This window comes from Nocardia sp. NPDC060255, assembly GCF_042727395.1.
GTDB lineage: Bacteria > Actinomycetota > Actinomycetes > Mycobacteriales > Mycobacteriaceae > Nocardia.
The window spans coordinates 372,066-390,103 of the sequence record NZ_JBHXAU010000001.1; the positions used below are offsets into that span (position 1 = coordinate 372,066).

Annotated in this window: 21 protein-coding genes; 13 read left to right on the forward strand and 8 right to left on the reverse strand. The window is 66.3% G+C overall.

What is annotated here, in order from left to right:
- Positions 1–44: 44 nt before the first annotated feature.
- Positions 45–398 carry an MmcQ/YjbR family DNA-binding protein gene (locus tag ACFWF1_RS01795; protein ID WP_379283968.1) on the forward strand — a complete coding sequence of 118 codons (354 nt, stop codon included), beginning with the start codon at positions 45–47 and terminating at the stop codon, positions 396–398.
- A gap of 15 nt (positions 399–413) precedes the next feature.
- Here ACFWF1_RS01795 and ACFWF1_RS01800 read toward each other — a convergent pair whose 3' ends face one another.
- The gene (locus ACFWF1_RS01800) at positions 414–776 is read right to left on the reverse strand and encodes a hypothetical protein (protein WP_379283967.1); all 363 of its coding nucleotides are present in this window, start codon (positions 774–776) and stop codon (positions 414–416) included.
- Positions 777–894: 118 nt separating this feature from the next.
- Positions 895–1,587, reverse strand: a complete 693-nt coding sequence (locus tag ACFWF1_RS01805; protein WP_379283966.1) for a nitroreductase family protein — start codon at positions 1,585–1,587, stop codon at positions 895–897.
- A gap of 303 nt (positions 1,588–1,890) precedes the next feature.
- On the opposite strand from ACFWF1_RS01805, the gene ACFWF1_RS01810 reads away from it, so the two are divergent.
- The 3 genes from ACFWF1_RS01810 (at position 1,891) to ACFWF1_RS01820 (ending at position 3,941) form a co-directional block, all read left to right on the forward strand.
- Positions 1,891–2,223, forward strand: a complete 333-nt coding sequence (locus tag ACFWF1_RS01810; RefSeq protein WP_379283965.1) for a hypothetical protein — start codon at positions 1,891–1,893, stop codon at positions 2,221–2,223.
- Positions 2,224–2,239: 16 nt separating this feature from the next.
- Entirely contained in the window at positions 2,240–3,742 is a 1,503-nt protein-coding gene (locus tag ACFWF1_RS01815; protein WP_379283963.1) for a hypothetical protein, read from the forward strand.
- A 73-nt stretch (positions 3,743–3,815) separates the two neighbouring features.
- The gene (locus ACFWF1_RS01820) at positions 3,816–3,941 is read left to right on the forward strand and encodes a hypothetical protein (RefSeq protein ID WP_379283962.1); all 126 of its coding nucleotides are present in this window, start codon (positions 3,816–3,818) and stop codon (positions 3,939–3,941) included.
- A gap of 82 nt (positions 3,942–4,023) precedes the next feature.
- On the opposite strand, the gene ACFWF1_RS01825 is transcribed toward ACFWF1_RS01820, so the two are convergent.
- On the reverse strand, positions 4,024–5,592 hold the full coding sequence (locus tag ACFWF1_RS01825; protein WP_379283961.1) for an alpha/beta hydrolase: 1,569 nt from the start codon (positions 5,590–5,592) through the stop codon (positions 4,024–4,026).
- A gap of 205 nt (positions 5,593–5,797) precedes the next feature.
- Here ACFWF1_RS01825 and ACFWF1_RS01830 point away from each other — a divergent pair, with 205 nt between their 5' ends.
- Complete coding sequence (locus ACFWF1_RS01830; RefSeq protein ID WP_150400259.1) at positions 5,798–6,109, forward strand: GNAT family N-acetyltransferase; 312 nt, start codon at positions 5,798–5,800, stop codon at positions 6,107–6,109.
- Here ACFWF1_RS01830 and ACFWF1_RS01835 read toward each other — a convergent pair.
- Positions 6,103–6,864, reverse strand: coding sequence for a lysophospholipid acyltransferase family protein (locus ACFWF1_RS01835; RefSeq protein ID WP_379283960.1), 762 nt, complete (start codon positions 6,862–6,864; stop codon positions 6,103–6,105). The two genes, ACFWF1_RS01830 and ACFWF1_RS01835, sit on opposite strands and share 7 nt — an antisense overlap.
- A 114-nt stretch (positions 6,865–6,978) precedes the next feature.
- Here ACFWF1_RS01835 and ACFWF1_RS01840 point away from each other — a divergent pair, with 114 nt between their 5' ends.
- From ACFWF1_RS01840 to ACFWF1_RS01850, 3 genes are all read left to right on the forward strand, one after another.
- Positions 6,979–7,623, forward strand: a complete 645-nt coding sequence (locus ACFWF1_RS01840) for a YqgE/AlgH family protein (RefSeq protein ID WP_379283959.1) — start codon at positions 6,979–6,981, stop codon at positions 7,621–7,623.
- Positions 7,624–7,685: 62 nt separating this feature from the next.
- The gene (locus tag ACFWF1_RS01845; RefSeq protein ID WP_379283957.1) at positions 7,686–8,195 is read left to right on the forward strand and encodes a sigma-70 family RNA polymerase sigma factor; all 510 of its coding nucleotides are present in this window, start codon (positions 7,686–7,688) and stop codon (positions 8,193–8,195) included.
- Entirely contained in the window at positions 8,192–8,935 is a 744-nt protein-coding gene (locus ACFWF1_RS01850) for an anti-sigma factor family protein (protein ID WP_379283956.1), read from the forward strand. The genes ACFWF1_RS01845 and ACFWF1_RS01850 overlap by 4 nt, the downstream gene beginning before the upstream one ends.
- 60 nt (positions 8,936–8,995) lie before the next feature.
- Here ACFWF1_RS01850 and ACFWF1_RS01855 read toward each other — a convergent pair whose 3' ends face one another.
- The 3 genes from ACFWF1_RS01855 to ACFWF1_RS01865 form a co-directional block, all read right to left on the reverse strand.
- The gene (locus ACFWF1_RS01855) at positions 8,996–9,766 is read right to left on the reverse strand and encodes an ABC transporter permease (RefSeq protein WP_379283955.1); all 771 of its coding nucleotides are present in this window, start codon (positions 9,764–9,766) and stop codon (positions 8,996–8,998) included.
- Positions 9,766–10,737 carry an ATP-binding cassette domain-containing protein gene (locus ACFWF1_RS01860; RefSeq protein WP_379283953.1) on the reverse strand — a complete coding sequence of 324 codons (972 nt, stop codon included), beginning with the start codon at positions 10,735–10,737 and terminating at the stop codon, positions 9,766–9,768. Before ACFWF1_RS01860 ends, ACFWF1_RS01855 begins: the two co-directional genes overlap by 1 nt.
- A gap of 123 nt (positions 10,738–10,860) precedes the next feature.
- On the reverse strand, positions 10,861–11,376 hold the full coding sequence (locus ACFWF1_RS01865) for an EXLDI protein (protein WP_379283951.1): 516 nt from the start codon (positions 11,374–11,376) through the stop codon (positions 10,861–10,863).
- Between the two features lie 178 nt (positions 11,377–11,554).
- Between ACFWF1_RS01865 and ACFWF1_RS01870 the strand changes: the two genes are divergently transcribed.
- The 5 genes from ACFWF1_RS01870 (at position 11,555) to ACFWF1_RS01890 (ending at position 16,955) form a co-directional block, all read left to right on the forward strand.
- Entirely contained in the window at positions 11,555–12,340 is a 786-nt protein-coding gene (locus ACFWF1_RS01870) for an MspA family porin (RefSeq protein ID WP_379283950.1), read from the forward strand.
- Between the two features lie 142 nt (positions 12,341–12,482).
- On the forward strand, positions 12,483–14,162 hold the full coding sequence (locus ACFWF1_RS01875) for a thiamine pyrophosphate-binding protein (protein ID WP_379283949.1): 1,680 nt from the start codon (positions 12,483–12,485) through the stop codon (positions 14,160–14,162).
- Entirely contained in the window at positions 14,159–14,872 is a 714-nt protein-coding gene (locus ACFWF1_RS01880) for an SRPBCC family protein (protein WP_379283948.1), read from the forward strand. Before ACFWF1_RS01875 ends, ACFWF1_RS01880 begins: the two co-directional genes overlap by 4 nt.
- Before the next feature lie 8 nt (positions 14,873–14,880).
- Positions 14,881–15,924, forward strand: a complete 1,044-nt coding sequence (locus tag ACFWF1_RS01885) for a 3-oxoacyl-ACP synthase III family protein (protein WP_379283946.1) — start codon at positions 14,881–14,883, stop codon at positions 15,922–15,924.
- Positions 15,921–16,955 (forward strand): aminotransferase class I/II-fold pyridoxal phosphate-dependent enzyme, encoded by a 1,035-nt coding sequence (locus ACFWF1_RS01890; protein WP_379283944.1) that lies wholly within the window; start codon positions 15,921–15,923, stop codon positions 16,953–16,955. Before ACFWF1_RS01885 ends, ACFWF1_RS01890 begins: the two co-directional genes overlap by 4 nt.
- On the opposite strand, the gene ACFWF1_RS01895 is transcribed toward ACFWF1_RS01890, so the two are convergent.
- Positions 16,952–17,956, reverse strand: a complete 1,005-nt coding sequence (locus ACFWF1_RS01895; RefSeq protein ID WP_379283943.1) for a bile acid:sodium symporter family protein — start codon at positions 17,954–17,956, stop codon at positions 16,952–16,954. The two genes, ACFWF1_RS01890 and ACFWF1_RS01895, sit on opposite strands and share 4 nt — an antisense overlap.
- Between the last annotated feature and the right edge of the window lie 82 nt (positions 17,957–18,038).

Genomic DNA, 18,038 nt, shown 5'->3' on the forward strand with positions numbered 1-18,038 from the left:
GCGGCGCAGGTATATTGCGGACTCTGACTTGTGAGGGGTCCGCGGTGGCAGTACAGAGTGATGAGTTCTTCCGGGTCGTCGGCGGCCTGGTCGACGTGCAGGGCACCAAGGGTGACAAATACACCTCGTACAAGGTGCGCGGGAAGTTGTTCGGTTACTACTGGCCGCGCACCCAGACGATCGGCTTGAAACAACTGCTGTCCGAACAAAAGGCGCTGGTGTCCGAACGACCCGACGTCTTCGAAGAACAGTTCACGGCAGGCGGTTTCGGCTGGGTCGTCGTCCACCTGGCGGGGATCGAGGCGGACGAACTGGCCGAGCTCGTCTTCGAAGCCTGGCGGTTGTCGGCTCCCGAGGACCTGGTCGCCCAGGTCCCGGACCTGCCGCGAATCAGCTGAGCGGCCGCGGTTTTCCTAACCGCGGTAGATCTCCACATAGGCGTTGGTGGCAATGGCGACGACGCCGGGACCCACGCCGGTGCACGCGGTCGATATGCGCTGGCCGTCCGGGGTGAACGGGTAGCTGAGGATCTTGTAGGGGCCGACGCCGTAGAGCGGGAACGGGCCGCTGGCGTACAGGCCGAAGCAGTCGACGTGCAGGACGTAATTGCTGCCACCATCGGGTTGGCAGGTCGCGGACGCACCGAAAAGGTCCCGCTGGACGGCGCAATCCTGCGGCGCGGCCTGCGCGGCGCCGGCGCCGATAACGGCAACAAAGGCGAGCCCCGAAACACCGGCGGCCGCGAGACGCGCGGCAGTGGTAATTATCTTACGCATTTTAACTCCTCCTGTTGCGAGTGATGTCGGTGTGCGGCGCCGAAATGTTACTTCTGTGCAGCCGAATTCAGTGCCCCCAAATTTGGGGGCATCGCCGAAACCCGTAAAATATTGCGCCCTATCGGATTCGAACGAGCACCTGATCCATTGTCTTGCGCACCAGGTCGGGGACGACGGCATCTTCGGCAGGATAGCCGATAGGGATTACCGCGAAAGCCTTTTCGTTGCGAGGCCGCTGCAGCACCTCAGCGAGGAACTTCATCGGGCTCGGGGTGTGTGTCAGGGCGGCCAGGCCCGCGATGTGCAGCGCGGCAAGGAGCATGCCCACCGCGATGCCTACCGACTCGTCGCCGTAATAGTGCTTGTAGGTGGTGCCATCCGGGCGCAGGCCGAAGCGCTGCTGGAAGACGACGAGGAGGTAAGGGGCGTCGGTGAGGTGCGGTTTGTGCTCATCGGTGCCGAGCGGCTGCAGCGCGGATAACCACTCCTCGCCGAGCCGCCCGTTGTAGGAGATCCGCTCCTCCGCCTCGGCCGCCTCCCGAATCCTGGTGCGCACGTGGAGATCTTCGACGAGCACGAACGTCCATGGCTGCTGATGGGCACCCGACGGCGCGGTGTTCGCCACCGCGATCGCATCGAGCACCAACTGCTCCGGCACCGGTTCGGTCGAGAACATCCGCACGGTCCGGCGCTCGTCCATCCGCGCGCGAAACGCGGCGGACGCGGCCAGCGCCTCCGCAACGGGAAGCCGGTTCGGGTGGTACGCAACTGGCTGATAGGGCTGACCGTGCAGCGGCATCCATGTCGTCATGGATTGCAGTGTGATCCGCACCGACTGAGCAGGCAACGCCGAGCCGGACTTACCGTCCACCCAACCAGACATCTGACGCGAAACAGACCGGGTGCGCCTCGGCTGCGAGCCACACCCATCCCTGGCGCGGTCCACCACGAATACAGGGGGTGTCCGGCGTCCGCGATCGGGCGGAGTATCGCGACGCGAGGCAAGCGCAATCAATAACCGCGCGTTCATTTGTGGGGTTCCTGGTGCTGGGCGAGCGCAGGTTCCGGGCTTGTGCACGAGGATGATTCGACCGAGAAATAGGGGATCTTTGGCATGCGTTTTTCACGATTTACCGGTGTCCGATGGTCTTATGTGCCCGCACTGGCGGTAGTTGCGTTGGCGGCGTTCGCCGTTCCGACCGAAGCCGCGGCATTGCCCGCGGTATGCGTCACCGATTCCTGCGCGGACGTTCCGCAGGGCGAACAAGCCGCTCGCACCGGCGAACCCGACAGCCCGCGCACCGACGAGGGCGCGCTGCCCGACGACGAGGGCGCACTCGAAGACGATGTGTCCGAGGAGATTCCGCCTCCCGCCGACATATCCGACGCCGAGATGAACGCGGGCGATCCCGCTGACGAGGATTCCGAACTTCCGTCGGGCGAATGAGAAATAGGGGTCTCTGATGCGTGTTTCGAAATTTACGGCTGTTCGATGGATATGCGCGCCCGCGCTGGTTGCGGGGGCACTCACGGTGGTATCGGTTCCCGCGCACGCCGCAGAATTGCCCTCGATATGCAAGTCCGCCGCAGGCACCATCACCTGTGACGGCGATCTGCAGGACGGCGACACGGTCGAGGGGACCGATGGCGACGACACGATTGTGATCAAGGGCAACGTGCCCCAGGGCGCGGTCGTTCGCGGCAAGGGTGGGAACGACACGATCAGCGCCTATGACGTCGGGACGTTCATCTGCAATGGCGATATCGGCGCCTACGCGGGCAAAGGTGGCGAGATCGACGGCGGCGATGGCGACGACACCATCACCGTCGGCGGCGGCAAACGGTCGCCTGAGTGCGAGAAGAAGTTCGCCGGCATCGACATTCCGCTCGGCAATGTGAGCGAACGCGGCAAGGTGTCCGGCGGCGCAGGCAACGACAAGATCACCGTCGGCACGCTGGGTTATATCAAGAGCAATCAAGACCACCCCGAGCTGAGCCTGGAGGTCATCGCCGGTCGAGTCGACGGCGGGACGGGCGACGACACCATCGACGTCGGGTGGGTCGCGACCGGTGCCACCTTCGACAACCCCGCGACTGCCGATGGCGTCTACGGCGGCGAGGGTAACGACACCATCCACGCGGGCGACGTCAACGGGCTCGGACTGGTGTCCGGCGGGCCGGGCCGGGACACCCTGACCGTCGACGGCATGAACACCGGCGAGGTCGACGGCAACGAGGGCGACGACACGTTCATTGCGACCAAGGGCCCGCTGCGGGGTCTCGCGAAACTGCGCGGCGGCCCCGGAAACGACACCATGACGATCAAGTCGCTGCAAGGCGTCGCGAGCGCGCTCGGCGAAGAGGGCGACGACGTCATCAACGTCACCTACATCAACGGACCTGATGGCGAGATCGTCTCGCCGGGCTACAACGCCGGTTCCGCGGACGGTGGGCCGGGCAACGACACCATCACCGTGGAGGTGATCGGCCGGACGGGCGGCGTGCTCGGCGACGACGGCGACGACACCATCACCGTGAAGAGCCTCAACGGCCCGGAAGACCCGATCAGCGGTGAGGGCGACGAGCTGAAGTGGCACGCGGGCATCATCAACGGCTGGGACGGCAACGACAAGATCACCGTCGGGCTGGTCGGCAAGATGGGTCAGGTGTGGGGCGACGGCTACCCGGACGCCCCGGCCAAGGGCAAGGACATCATCAAGGTCACCGATCTCAACGATCAGGCCAAGATCCGCGGCGGACCGCTGGCCGACGTCATCACCGTGACCAACATCAACAGCAAACAGGCCTCGGTCAACGGCGAAGGCGGCAACGACAAGATCACCGTCACCGGCAAGAACGCGGGCACGGTCATCGGCGGCGCCGGTTCGAAAGACACCTGCAACGCCAAGGGCGCGAAAAAGACCTGCGAGCTCCCGGCGAAGAAAAAGCAGAAGCAGAAAAAGTAGCGAGATCCGCGCTGAGCGGACAACTTCGAAACATCCTGGCAGCCGACAAAGCGGAGGTAAGACAATGGGTTCGATGAGTTTCGATTGGGTTCTGAATGGTCACCGCAACGGCGATCCGTTGGCGAGCGCGCTGTACGGCCCGCTGTATATGGTGCTCAACGCGCTCGCTGCCCTCCAGGGTGGCGGCGGCAATCTCTGACAGGACACAGTCCTAGCGCCGCGCACTGTGCGATTCGGGTTTCGGTAACCGAATCGCACAGTGCGCGAAGCATTTGTACGCCTCAGCGCACCGGAATCGGCGCCTCCGGGGCCTCGGTGATCGTGACCCGCCCGGTGTCGAGGTAGGTCATCACCGCATCATCGACAACCCGGTTCCCGCGGCCGAAGTTCCCATGATCCCCACCCTCGACGGAGATCAGGGAGCCCGTCAACGCGCGTGACATCGCCGGTCCCCCTTCATATTTGGTCAAGGCATCGTGGCGACTCTGCAGGATCAGCGGTCGAGTACCGAGACCGGCACCGGTGATCCGGACGGGCGTGGTGACGGGCTTCCAGGTCCCACAGGCCATTCCGGAGCGAACCAGGTCGGCGCGCGCATCCATGGCGTCGCCGCCGGAGGCGATGGTGGCGATCGCCGAGCCGATCACCTCGAGTCGCCCCGGGATCGCGTTCTCGTTGCAGGTGATCGCGGCGAAGACGAACTGCCCGGTGGAGTCGGTGGAGGTGACGCCCTCGATGGCGCGCAACCGTTGCACGTTCGCCGGATTGGCCAGCGCGTCCGCCATCGCGCGCGCGAAAATAGGCCAGTAGGTGCGCGTATAGCTGGCGACCGACGTCGCGCCGAGCAGTGGGCCTTGCGTGGTAGCGCCACGAGAGATCAAGGTACGCAACAGGTTCTGCAGTTTCCCGGTCTGCTCGAGGCTGCCGGTGTAACCGTCGCGAGCGATCTCGGCCAGCGGCTCGGGCAGCGAGCCGGGCAGGTCGGCGAGGCTGGCCGGTGGTGGCGTCAGGTTGGCGTACCAGCCACCACCCTGGTCGACCGCCATCCGCACCCAGTTCTGATAGACCTGTAAAGCCGTGTCACCGAGGTGGTATTCGGCGCTGTGGTCGGCGATCCAGGCGAACAGATCATCGAGTCGTCGCTTGCCCGCGATCTGCTGCTGGGCGAATTCCTCGGTCCACACCCAGTCGGGATTCACGTTGGAGTCCAGCACCATTCGCTCGACCCGGTCGGGAAACAGCGAGGCGTACACCGCGCCGAGGTAGGTGCCGTAGGAGGTGCCGAGATAGCTGATCCGGTCCAGCCCGAGCGCGGCCCGCACCGCGTCCAGGTCGCGGGCGGTGTTCTCGGTGGTGATGGTGTCGAGGTACCCGGGATGCGTCTCGTCGCACGCCTTCTTGATGGCAGTGCGGTCGCCGCCGCCGAGCGGCACCTGGGCGCCGCCCTCGGCGGTGCAGTCCAGCGGGGTGGCCCAGCGCAATCCGCGCGGCTGCACCGCGATCCGATCGTAGTGGGCGTTCAGCTCGGCGGGCAGCACCTCGGTCCGCAGGCCCCAGAAGTCCAGCCCGTCCGCGCCGGGCCCACCGGGGTTGGCGAAGATGGCGCCGCGCCGCTCACCGGTTGCCGCGATCCGGCTGACGGTCACCTGAATCTTCGGCCCGTCCTGGTCGGCGTAGTTCATCGGCACGTCGACGACAGCGCACTGCACGCCGTGACCCGCGACCACCGAACCGTCCGGGCAGGCCCCGAACAACGGCGCGGCCTCAGCCGAGCCGGCGCCGATCGATCCGCCGAGCAGGCAGACGGCCATGGCAGCCGCCGCCAGCGAAAACAGTCGTACCTTCATCATGTTTCGTACCTCCACGGGCCGCCGCCACGCGTGCGTGCGCGACCCCGATCATGAGCATTCTGCGCAGGCCGGCACCGGCAGACAAGTCGAGCACCGGATTACGCCGGTCAGGCCCTCGCGGGCGCGGCCGTCCCCAGACCGAACGGGGCCGGCGATATGCGGCGCGGAATGCGCGGATGACGTCGCACGGGAGTAGCGTCGAGCCATGTCGACGGAGGTCCGTATCAACACCGCTCTGGAACGCTTCGAGCTCTATGTCGACGGTGACAACGCCGGATATGTCGAATATCAGGACACCCAGTCCGAACGCGCGTTCGTGCACACCGAGATCTACCCCCGCTACGAGGGCCAGGGCTACGGCCGAGTACTGGTCGAGGCGGCCCTGAACAGCACCGCGGAAGACAAACTCGGCGCGCTGCCGATGTGCCGGATGGTGCACCACTTCATCGAGACCCGCCCCGAGTATCTGGTGATGGTGCCGCACTGGGCGCGCGACAGCCTGAACCTGCCTCAGTAAGCGGCGACGGCTCCGTCGAGGGCCTGCTGCAGATCGGTGCGCACCAGCCGCGCGATATCGCCCGGCTTGCTCGGCAATTCGGTGATCGGCACGCCGAAGTAGAAGCTGGCCGACTTGGCCTGTTCCTTGTCCGGCTGCACCGTCGGGTCGGCGCGCGGCCCGTAGCTCAGGCCCATCGACACCAGTACCGGCTCGACGCCGAGCTTCATCGCCCGAAAGGCGATGTGCCCGATCCCGCTACCGACCGGCTGCACCTGGGTGGGGTCGACCTCGTTGCAGGTGCCCTCCGGGAACACCGCGACCCCGTCACCGCGCACGATCCGCTGCGCGCAGATGTCCATCATCCGCTGACCGGCCGCGTTGACCGCCCGAATCCCGTGGTCCTTGCCGCGGAATACCGGAATCCCGCCCATCATGTCGATCTTGCGACGCTGCTCGGGCTCCTCGAACAACTCGTCCTTGGCCAGCACCCGGACCCGCCCGATCACCGGTCGCAACGCGCTGCGCCACGCCGCCGCCGCGACCGTGTACGGATCGTTCTCGGAAAGATGATTGATCGAGATCAACAGCGGTCGGCCCTGCCGGATCGCCGCGCGCAAACCGGCCTGCGCACCCTCGGCGTAAGAGACGCGGGGATAGTAACGACGACCCAGAATGGCGTATGCGGCCCAGGCTTTCAGCCGATTCTGCCGATGCTCGAGATAGAAGTCGTACACGGTATCGCTGTTCTCGAGGCGTACCTCGGGAGGTTCCATGACACGGACTCTACGACGGCCGCAAGCGCCCAGCATCGGGCCCGGAGACAAATTCCCGGCACCGAACTGCTCAGCAGAAGCGCATATCGCCGAAACAACTGCGATGATGTCCGAGTGGCACGCGCAGACGACCCGGATGATCGGAAAACTCGCGGCGGGCACGGCGACCGCAAGCGGCGCGATTTCCGGCACGGCGAGCAGACGGTGCGCGCCGGCACCCTGCTGGTGTCGGCGACCGAACTGGCCGAACCTACCTTCCGGCGCACCGTTGTCTACATCATCGAGCACAACGATGCGGGCAGCCTCGGCGTCGTGCTGAACCGTCCGAGCGATACGGCCGTGCACGACGTGCTGCCCCGCTGGACCGAGGTGGCGGCCGCGCCGCGCACCCTGTTCATCGGAGGCCCGGTGAAACGCGACGCGGCGCTGTGCCTCGGCACCATCCGCGTCGGCGCGACCATCGACGGCATCCCCGGCCTGCGCCGGATCGACGGCCGCGTGGTGCTCGTCGACCTGGACGCCGACCCCGAGGAGATCGGGCAGCTGGTCGAGGGCATCCGCATTTTCGCAGGTTATGCGGGCTGGACCTTCGGGCAACTGGAGGGCGAGCTGGAGAACGACGACTGGATCGTGCTGTCCGCGTTGCCCTCCGACCCGATCAGCACCGGCCGCGCCGACCTGTGGGCGCACGTGCTGCGCCGCCAGCCGCTGCCCCTGTCGCTGCTGGCGACACACCCGATCGAACTCGAACGAAATTGAGATGTGCGCATTCATTGAACCGTTCACCCCTGCTGAGTCGTGGGATGAGCGGGAGGTGAGCAATGCCCGACAACCGAACCGAGTTGTTACGGGTCCTGTACGACGAACACGCCGCCGCTTTGTGGCGGTACACGCTCGGTTTGGTTCGCGACCCTGGACGGGCCGAGGACATCGTGCAGGAGACGTTGCTGCGCGCGTGGCAACGCCCGCAGGTGCTGGATCAGTCCGATACGTCGGCGCGCGCGTGGCTGTTCACGGTGGCGCGCAATCTCGCCGTGGATGAGCATCGCAGCGCCCGCAACCGGCGCGAGTTCCGCACCGACGCACCGCCCGAGCAGGCCACGCCCGATCAAGCCGATCGCGCGCTGGACGGCTGGGTGGTCGCGGACGCGTTGGGCAGGCTCAGTCCCGATCACCGCGAGGTGATCGTGCGGGCCTACTATCGGGGCCTTTCCACCCACCAGATCGCCGAGGAGCTCGACATCCCGGCGGGCACGGTGAAATCCCGGATGCACTACGGCATGCGGGCACTACGGCTGGCATTACAGGAGATGGGGGTGACGAACCAATGACCGACATCGCTGACGACTACACCACGTGGGACGCGCCCTACGTGCTCGGCTCCCTGACCAGAACCGAGCGCCGGGAATACGAAGAGCATTTGGCCGGCTGCCCCGCCTGCCAGGCCGCCGTCGCCGAGCTGGCCGGCATGCCGGGCATGCTCGCGATGGTCGAACCCGCGACCGCGCTCGCGATGATCGAGCTGCCCGAAGCCATTGCGGCGGAGCTCGGCTCGTCGTCGGGGCCGGGCTCGGCCGATGCCGGTCCGCCGGTGCCGCAGTTGCTGCCGCGGCTCGCCGACGCGGCCGAGAAGCGCCGGCGTCGCAGCCGGTGGGTGTCCGTCGGTGCGGCGGTCGCGGCGGCCGCTGCCGCCGTGGCCATCGCGGTTCCGGTGGTCGCCACCGTGACCTCCTCGGGCAACACCAGCTCCGACCAGGTGGTCGCGGAACGCAGTATGCAACCGCTCAAGCCGAATCCGGTGACGGCCAGCTTCAAGGTGGTGCAGGCCAACGGCAAGACGCGGATCGTCATGACCTGCAGTTACGGACCGAGCGACCAGCAGTACAACTGGAATCTGAAGTTGTTCGTGCTCGGCACCGACGGCAGCCAGACCGAACTCGATCAGTGGCCGGCCGGACCGGGCACCGAGCTGACGATCGACCGGACCGTCGACAAGACGCCGGAGCAGATCCAGGCCGTGCAGATCCGGTTGGCGTCCTCGGGCGAGACGCTGCTGTCCGGCACCGTCTGAGCACACACCGATCCCCCGCCGGAGGCCGGCGGGGGATCGGTACCCCTCGTCGCGAAGTGGTCAGCTGGTCTGGCGACGGAAAATCGAGTTCGCCCAGAGGAATCCGGCAAGCGTGAGGCCCGCGCACCAGACCAGCGCGAGGATGCCGTTGTTACCGATCTCGGTACCCATCAGCAGGCCACGCACCGTCTCGGTGATCGGGGTGAACGGCTGGTACTCGGCGAACTGGCGCAGCCCGACGGGCATGGTGTCGGTGCTGACCAGACCGCTACCGAGGAACGGCAGCATGATGATCGGGAAGATGACGTTGCTCGCGCCCTCGGGGTTCGGCGACAGCAGGCCCAAAGCGACCGCGAGCCAGTTCAATCCGAAGATCGTGAAGGCGAGCAGGCCGAACGCGGCGATCCATTCGAACACGTTGGCATCGGGTCGCCACCCGATGAGCAGCGAGACCAGGGCCATCAGCACGATGCCGCCCAGCGCCTGTAGCAGCGCGCCGAGCACATGGCCGGTCAGCATCGACGACTGCGTAATGCCCATGGTGCGGAACCGATTAACGATCCCCTTCGACGTGTCGGTCGCGATGGACACCGCCACCGACGCCGTGATGTAGGCCGGAACCATCAGCAGCATGCCCGGCGCGAGGTAGTCGATGTAGTTTCCGCCGGAAGACTTTTCCAGCGCGCCGCCGAAGACGAACTTGAAGATCAGCAGCAGAATGGTGGGCATCACGATGACGCCGACGCTCATGCTCGGATACCGCTTGGCATGAGTCAGGTTGCGCCGCAACATCGTTGCCGAGTCGGCCAGGGCGTAGGACATGGTACTCATCAGACGGTTTCCTTTTCGGAGGTCGGCTGGCCGGTGAGGGTGAGGAAGACATCGTCGAGGTTGGGGGTGTGCACGGCGAGTCCGTCGACCTCGATCTGCTCGTAGTCGAGCCGATCCAGCAGGGCCCGTAGCGATTTCACGCTGCCGTCGCTCGGTACGGCGAGGGTCAGGTCTTCGTCGGCGTCGTCCACCACCTGTGCGGCGACGCCGAGTGCGGCGGACGCGGCGGACAAGGCGGCGCGGTCGGCGAACTGCAACCGGATGTGCCCGCCGGGCACCAGCCGCTTCAGTTCCGCCGCAGTGCCTTCCGCGACGATCCGGCCGTGGTCGAGCACCGCGATCCGGTCGGCAAGGTAGTCGGCCTCCTCCAGGTACTGGGTGGTGAGGAAGACGGTGACGTTGTAGTCGTCGACCAGTCGGCGGATAAGCTCCCAGATCACCCGCCTGCTGCGCGGGTCGAGGCCGGTGGTCGGCTCGTCGAGGAAGATGATGCGCGGGTCGCCGACCAGGGTCATGGCCAGGTCCAGCCGTCGGGTCATACCGCCGGAGTAGGTGGACGCGGGCTTGTCGGCGGCCTCGGTCAGGTCGAAACGCTCCAGCAGATCCGCTGCCAGCCTTCGGGTTTCGCGTCGCGGCAGGTGATGCAGGTCGCCCATCAGCTGCAGGTTCTCCCGGCCGGTGAGCAGCTCGTCGACCGCGGCGAACTGGCCGGTGACGCCGATCGCCTTGCGCACCGCGTCGCGGTCGGCCTCGACATCGTGGCCGCCGACCCGGTTTTCGCCGGCATCGGCGTGGATCAGCGTGCTCAAGATCTGCACGGTGGTGGTCTTGCCCGCGCCGTTCGGGCCGAGGAGCGAGTAGATCGTGCCCTCGGGGACGGTGATGTCGATGCCGTCGAGCACCACCTGTTCGCCGAACGATTTGCGCAGGCCCGATGCCGAAATGGCGGGTGCGCGATGGCCGTTGACCATGACGGTCCTTTCGATGAATTATATAGTTGAATGCGCATGCGCGCATGTTTAATCGACACCGCTCCCAGGGAGCGGCTTTCGGGTCGAGCAGGTGCTATTCAGTTGTGCGGAAGCACGATTCGGCTAGATGTCGAGGTCTTCGATCTGCGGCCGCTTCGCGATATCGACGACCCGCTCGTAAACCTTGTCCGGCAGCTTGCCTTTCAACTCCTCGATCGAGTCGACGATCTCCAAAATGAAATCGCCCCAGTCCTGTTCGCCGACGCCGAGCATGCGCCGCCAGTTCTTCAAATCCTTGAGCCAGTTGGCCGATTGCGGATATTCGTCCCAGCTGGCGTAGTGGGCGTGCAGCACGAACTTGCCTTTGCGACTGCGGAACACCCGGACGTGTTCCATCCGATGGTCGTTGACGTCGTTCGTCTCGAAGAGCAGCGCGCCGGAGAACCGGACCTGCCGGACGCCGTTGTGCCCGACCCGGACGATGACCTCGTCGTACCCTTCTTGCCGACCTTCCTCCAGTTCGATGAACCGGCGCAGCGCCGTGGTCACCGCCCCGGAAAGATTGCCGCCGACCAGTTCCTGGGCCCGCTGGAACAGCGGCAGATCGTCATCGGCAACATAGATCGTCTTGTTGGGCATGATCCAACTATACGTAGATGTATACGTACACGCAAGCCTTGCGACACCGCCCGGCGAAATGCGGCATTTCAGAATACGGCTCTTGTAGGTTGCTGGAAGGTCACTATTATCCGCCGACTGGCAGCGAACCGCCAGCTCGGCACCAGCTGCTGGACGCGGATTGCGAGAAGGTGCGGCTGTGAAGCCTCAGAACGCCGAGCGAAAGCACAGCATGCGATTGGTGCTGGGTAGTTGCCTACTGTCGCTGGCCTTGCCGCTGACCGCCCCGACACCCGCGTCGGCCAAGTTCGTCGATCCCGCGACTTTGCCCGTCCGCATCGGCCACCAGCTGGTCAAACGAACCATGGACGGCTACGCGTTCATGATCATCGAGGCGAACACCGCGGCCAACGTCACGCCGCCGCTCGACCACAACCCGTTCAGCAAGGAAGCGTTCCTCTCCGGAATCGGCATCGGCCAGGTCGACGGGCCCAAGCACGGCAAGATCGTCAGCGCGGTACTCGAGGTCGGCTACGAGATCGGCTATCCGGTGGCGTTGGCGCCCAACGGGATCACCGCCACGCTCAACTCGCCGTCGGTGGCGGTCACCGGCAACGCCAAGCCGAAGATCGCGGGCACCACCGCATCGCAGTCCCAGTCGCAATCTCAATCCGAGTCCCAGCCTGCCGCCGAGTCGGAAACCCCGTTGAACTACGAACTCGGCGGTGAGTTCGGCGCACTGGCCACCGTGCTGCCGTCCCAGCAGACGTCGTTCCAGGTGGGGCACGGCGGCATCGTCGCGACGACGTTGGCGACGGTCGCGCTGACCCAGCCCATGGCCTACGCCGACCTGTCCAACACGCATCTGACCGTCACCGGCGCGTTCGGACCGGTGACCGTGCGGACCTTCGTGAAATTCACCCTGGTGACCCCCGGCGGGCAGACCAGCGAGGTCGTCTACAGCGATCCCATCGAGCTCAGCTGAGCGTCCTCCAGTAGCGGAGTCGTCAGCCCACTTCCGGTTCAGCGTTGAACCGTCCGCGCTTCCCACCCGTATCACTCCTGTACGCAGAAAGTGATCTCGCGTGTGCCCAGGGCACAGGGGGATACCGCGGGAAGGAGTGCCGATGCAGAGCCGGGTCGTGGATTATTTGGTGCAGGCGGTTTCGGCCTTGGGAGTCCGGCACATCTTCGGCGTGGACGGCGCGAACATCGAGGATCTGTACGACGCGATCTTCGATGCGCCCGACGACGTGACCGGGGTGATCGCCAAGCACGAGTTCTCGGCGGCCACCATGGCCGACGGGTATGCCCGCTCGACCGGTGGACTCGGCGTCGTCGCCGCGACGTCCGGCGGTGGCGCGATGAATCTCGTTGCCGGACTTGCCGAATCGTTCGCCTCGCGGGTACCGGTGCTCGCGCTGGTCGGTCAGCCGCCGACCGCGCTGGAGGGCAATGGCGCCTTTCAAGACACCAGCGGACAGGCGGGCACCATCGACGCTGCCCGGATGTTCCACGAGATCACCCGCTATTGCGCCCGCGTCGAATCCGCCGCCGACCTGCCCGACCTGCTGGCCAGGGCGGTCGGCGCGGCCCGGCGCGGCGGGCCTGCCGTGCTGCTGCTGCCCAAGGACGTGCAGCAGGCCGACATGGGCGCGGCGCGGCCGATTCGGTTGCCCAGCAAGGTGTATCGGCGCGACGAGGCCGGTCTGGCCCGGCTGCGCGACGCGCTGACGACGGCGCGGCGAACCGGGAAGATCGTGATCATCGCCGGTGATCAGGTCGCCCGGGACGACGCGCGGGACGAACTGGCCCGGTTGGCCACCGTCCTGGATGCCGCGGTCGGCGTCGCGCCCGATGCCAAGGACACCTACGACAACACCGATCCCGGCTTCTGCGGGGTCGCGGGCACCATGGGGCATCCCGAGCTCGGCGCGGCCCTCCGGTCGGCGGCATTGTGCCTGCTCATCGGCACACCGATGCCCATCACCACGCGGACCGGGCTGGACGAATCGCTGGCCGGGGGCACGGTGGCGAGCATCGGGGTGACGCCGCCCCATCTGCCGGCCATCCATGCCACCAGTACCGACCTGGCACGCACCTTGAGCGATCTGGCCGACGAATTCGCCACTGCCACTGGGGCACCCGAGCATCGCGCCACCACTTCGCTTACGCCACTCCATGTTCCGGCGGCCTCCGGTCCCGGTTTGCGCTACCGGCAGCTGGTGGAGACCATCGACGCCGGCCTGCCCGATGGCACCGACGTCTTCGCCGACGCGGGCAATACCGGTGCGGCGGTAGTGCATCACCTGCGAGTGCCGCGCGGCGGCCGGTTCGTGGTCGCGCTCGGGATGGGTGGCATGGGTTACGCGTTCGGCGCGGGTATCGGTTCCGCTTTTGCCCGCGGGCAGGACGGGGTGCGGCGTACCGTGGTGGTGGCCGGTGACGGCGCGTTCTTCATGCACGGCATGGAGATACACACCGCCATCGAGCACGCGCTGCCGATCACCTTCATCGTGCTCAACAACAACGCCCACGCCATGTGCGTGACCAGAGAACAGCTGTACTACCGAAACCGCTACAGCTTCAATCGATTCCGGCCCGCGCACCTCGGCGACGGCGTCGGCGCCATGTTCCCCGAACTCCCCGCCTTCTCGGTGCGGCTACCGACCGAGCTGGCCGCGACGCTGCGGCACTGCATGGAAACCCCAGGGCCGTCGTTCATTTCGATCGACGTGGACCCGGACGAGGTACCACCGTTTCTTCCGTTCTTGACAACCATCGAGCAATCTAGGAGCACTACATGACCGCATCGCGTAGCGATTCCCTCAGGGATGGTGGCCGGGTGACGGGCGGGCTTACCAGCGCCCTGCCGGCCCTCAGCGATATCCCGGAGCACGAGTTGCCGCCCGGTCTGTTGCGGATCGAGAATTCCGACAAGGACGCGACCACCCCGATCATCGTGGACATGCTGCGGTCGGTGTACCCGCACGACCAGATCTTCGGCGAATACTGCCCGGTGCAGGCCTATATCGCCGCGCCGCCGCGCGAGGTGTACGAGTACCTCGCCGACACCCGCTCGCTGGAGGAGTGGACCTACAGCCTGCGCGGCTTCGTGCCGACCGAGGAACCCGGCCTGTGGCTGGCCTACGACCGGCTCGGCGACGAGACCGAGATCTACACCCGCACCGTCGCACATCCCGAGGGAATGACCGTCGACTACCACTGTGCCTGGGACCAGTCGCAGCACCTGTGGATGATCTACCTGTTGCGGGTCGTCGACGCGCAGACGGTGTTCAACAAGCCGGGTTCGGTGGTGCTGTGGGTCAATTGCCGGCATCCGTTCTACGACGAGAACCCGTATCCCGAGACCGCGCCCGCGAAGCGCCCGGTGTGGGTCGGCGACTTCTGGGACATGTTCTCCGCCGGCCACCAGCTGGAGATGGACAACCTCAAGGCGATCTGTGAGTACCGGGCGGCCCACGGCCTGCCCATCAAGCCCGACTGGATGAAATGAGACCCGGCATGACCTCGACAAACCCGGACGCGCCCGCGCTGCCCTCGGTCAGCCTGGTCGATGTGGCCAGCTACCTGCCGGGAGAGCCGGTCGGCACCGAATACTTCACCCAGTTCTCCCGCTCGGACCGGATGGCCAAGAACGTGATGTTCCGGTCGCCCAAGGCCCGCCACCACGTGGATCGGGACGAGACCGCGGTGGACATGGCCGAGCGCGCCGTCGCGCCGTTGATCGAACGCCATGGCGCGCAGTTCATTTCGGACATCGATGTGCTGATCACACATACTCAGCTGCCGGACAATCCGGTGCTGGGCGCCGGGCCCGAGGTGGCCAAGCGGCTGGGCGCGCACCCCGGCTTCGTGTACGACGTGCACAACGGCGGTTGCGCGGCGTTCGTGCACATGATGTCGATCGCTCGAATGGTGTTGCAGACCACCAACGCTCGCACCGCGCTGATCGTGGCGACGCAGAACAGCGCGGGCCCGGTGTTCACCCAGCCCGACATCCGCAAGCTGGCGCAGGCGCCGGTGCCCGGTGACGGCTGCGGGGTCGGGCTGCTGGTCAAGGACGACAGCGCGCCGATCCTGGACATCGAATGCCGCACCTATCCCGAATTCGCCGGGGACATGGACTTTTCCACCAACGGCGACCGCAAGTACTGGGAGCCGGGCGAGGGCCAGGGCTGCGTCAGCTTCACCGAATCGAAGATCACCAAGGTGTTCGCGCGCGGCAACCGGCTGGTGCCGGAAGTGGCACTGGCGGTGTGTGATCGGATCGGCGTGAAGGGGCGTGACATCGACACGTTCGTCACCAATCAGCCGAACCGGCTGTTCCTGCGCAACTGGCACGACGCGCTCGAGCTGCCCGCCGAACGCCATCCGGACACCTTCGATATGTGCGGAAACCTTTTCGCCGCAGGCATTCCGGTGACCTTGGATGTAGAGAACCGGGCAGGCAGGCTGCGCAACGGCTCGGTGGTACTCATGTCGGCGTTCGCGCACGCGGGTGACTTCGCCGGAGCCGCGGCCATTCGGTGGGGCGCGGCGCGATGAGCCCGCACCTCGTCGACGAGACCACGCCGTCGCGGCGGCGTGGCCGCTCGTCGACGCAGCCCCGGTTCGATCTGACCCTCAGCGAAAACCCGTTCCCGCCGCTGCCTTCGGTGCTGCGCGCGGTGAACAGCGTGCTGGCACAGGCCAATCGGTATCCGGAGTTTCTCCCGTTGCGGCTGCCGAAGCTGATCGCGCGGCATCTCGGCGTGCAGCCGGATCAGGTGGTGGTCGGCTCCGGCGCGACCGGCGTGGCGATGCAGATCATCCAGTCGCTGACCACGCCCGGCGCCGGAATGGTCTACGCGGCACCGACCTTCGACGGGTACCCGATCATGGCCGAGATGGCGGGCGTCGAGATGGTGCCGGTGCCGTTGGACGGCACCGGCAACCAGGATCTGCGCACGATGACCAAGGCCATCGACAAGTGGACCGAGCTGGTGGTGGTGTGCCGTCCGCACAATCCGACCGGCACGGTGGTCTCGGCAGGCGAGTTGAAGACGTTCTTGAGTAGCGTGCCCGCACGGGTGCCGGTGATCCTGGACGAGGCGTACGTCGAGTTCCTCGGCGCCGCCGACTACATCGACCCGCTGGCCCTGCTGAGCAGGCATCCGAATCTGCTGGTGCTGCGCACCTTCTCGAAGGCCTACGGGCTGGCCGGGCTGCGCATCGGGTACGCGTTCGGCAGGCGCGAGCTGATGGCCAGGGTGCGCAGGCTGCAATTGCCGTTCGGGGTGAGTTCGGCGGCGGTGGCCGCGGTGTCCGCGTCCTACGCCGCCGAACCCGAACTGGCCGCGCGGACCATGCGGATCACCGCCGCGCGGGAAACGCTGCGGGACGCGTTGCGGCACTGCGGGATCGCGGTGCCGCTCAGCCACGCGAACTTCCTGTACCTGCCGGGGCCCGGCGTATCTACCGCGCTGCGGCGGGCAGGCATTGCCGCCAAGGCGTATCCCGATGGGAGCGCGCGTATTTCGGTCGGCGATCCGGCGGCGGATCACGCGGTGCTGGAAGCCTTGGCGACGCTGCGTTAAGCGGCGGCCGGCAGTTCGCCTTCCTCGCCGGACTCCTCCGCCTTCTTGGCCCAGCGCTGCGCCAGGGCGGCGCAGGTGATCAGCTGGATCTGGTGGAATATCATCAGCGGCAGCACGATCAGGCCGACCGGCTGGCTGGCGAAAAGCACTGTCGCCATGGGCAGTCCGGTGGCGAGGCTCTTCTTCGAGCCGCAGAACACGATCACGATCCGGTCCGGCATGGCGAAACCGAAGATCCGGCCGATCAGCATGGTCGCGGCGATGACGAGCGCGAGTAGCACACAGCACACACCGGCCAGCGCGAGAATCCGCCACGGCGAGAGCATGTGCCAGATGCCTTCGACCATGCCCGCGCTGAACGCGCTGTAGACGACGAGCAGGATCGAGCCGCGGTCCACCAGCTTGGTCGGCTCGGCGTACCGGCTGAGCCAGCGGTGCACCTTCGGCCGGATCAGCTGGCCGATGGCGAACGGCACCAGCAGCTGCAGCACGATGTCGCCGATCGAGGAGAAGTCGACGCTGGCCTGGCCGGTGGTGTTCATCAACAGGATGACCAGCAGCGGAGTCACGAAGACACCGAGCAGGTTCGACGCCGTCGCGCTCACGATCGCGCCGGGCACATTGCCCTTGGCGATCGAGGTGAAGGCGATCGAGGACTGCACGGTGGACGGCACCAGGCACAGGAACAGCAAACCGGTGTACAGATCGTCGGTGAGCACCCCCGGCACCAGCAGGTGGGCCGCCAGGCCGAGCAGCGGGAAGAGCACAAACGTGCTCGCCAGCACGACGATGTGCAGCCGCCAGTGGGTGAGGCCCGCTAGAGCTTCCTTCGGCGATAGCCGGGTGCCGTACAGCAGGAATAGCAATGCGATGGCAATCTTCGTCAGCACACCGACTACGTCGGCCGCGGTACCCCGGGCGGGAAACACGCTGGCCAGGGCAACCGTAGCGAGGATCGACAGGATGAATCCGTCGATATAGAACTTGCTGAGGAATCGCACACCACACGCTAACGCCGAGGGTGTGTCCGGATGGAACCGAAAAGTACGTAATTCGTCACACCATGGGACCTCTGGACCTACT